The organism is Rosenbergiella sp. YN46 (assembly GCF_036620675.1).
Taxonomy (GTDB): Bacteria; Pseudomonadota; Gammaproteobacteria; order Enterobacterales; family Enterobacteriaceae; genus Jejubacter.
On the sequence record NZ_JAZHEE010000103.1, the window covers coordinates 1 to 720 of the forward strand.

1 protein-coding gene is annotated in these 720 nt (G+C 34.7%); it reads left to right on the top strand.

Features of this window, described 5'->3' with window-relative positions; all coding sequences use genetic code 11:
* Positions 1-465: 465 nt before the first annotated feature.
* Positions 466-720 (top strand): hypothetical protein (locus V3W49_RS22705; protein WP_500148205.1); only part of this gene is annotated, 255 nt, incomplete at its 3' end.

Genomic DNA, 720 nt, shown 5'->3' on the forward strand with positions numbered 1-720 from the left:
CTAAACTTTTAAAACTATGCCAATGATCAACCTGACATGGTAGATCAAGCATGTGGCTGCGAAGCAGATACCGGTGATCCTGCTTACAAATGTGATTGTGAAATGCAGAGTGCTTGCATTTGTAGTGCCGATTGTACCTGTAAATGTGAAGTCTGCAAAGAAGCAGTATCACAATTATAAGGAACTGTTCTAATCTTTTATTTTTATGATTTCAGTTATTCTTCTTCCTGCTCGAAACCCCAAGTTTTCACAAGGTCTTGCTGAAACTTTTCTGCTTGCTTTTCGTTGAGTCCTACACCACAATTCTTGTGAGTAGGAACTACAATCATTCCAGCCATCTTGAATTCGACTTCATACAAGTGAACATTGGAACATTCGCACATTTTTACAAAAGGAAATTACTATTACCTCTATATCTGCTTATTTGAATAACCTTTAAACAAGGAAAACGACTATTGATATAACTTGAATACTTTATTTGTCATTTTAACTCTTTTTGTAATTTTAATTTCAGGATCTATCCCATTGCAAAATTCATTTGCTGATGCTCCAACTGAGGTCTTAACTGCTGGCATAAAAGATAATCCAGGAATTTGGTGGGTTGGTGAAGGATTAAAGAAAGGAGATTTTTTTTCGTATGATCTTTGCTTTGTTTATTACAAAGACTGTTCTTTTTTTCAAATGGATATTTGGATAGAAGGTGATATCCAAGTTGAAACT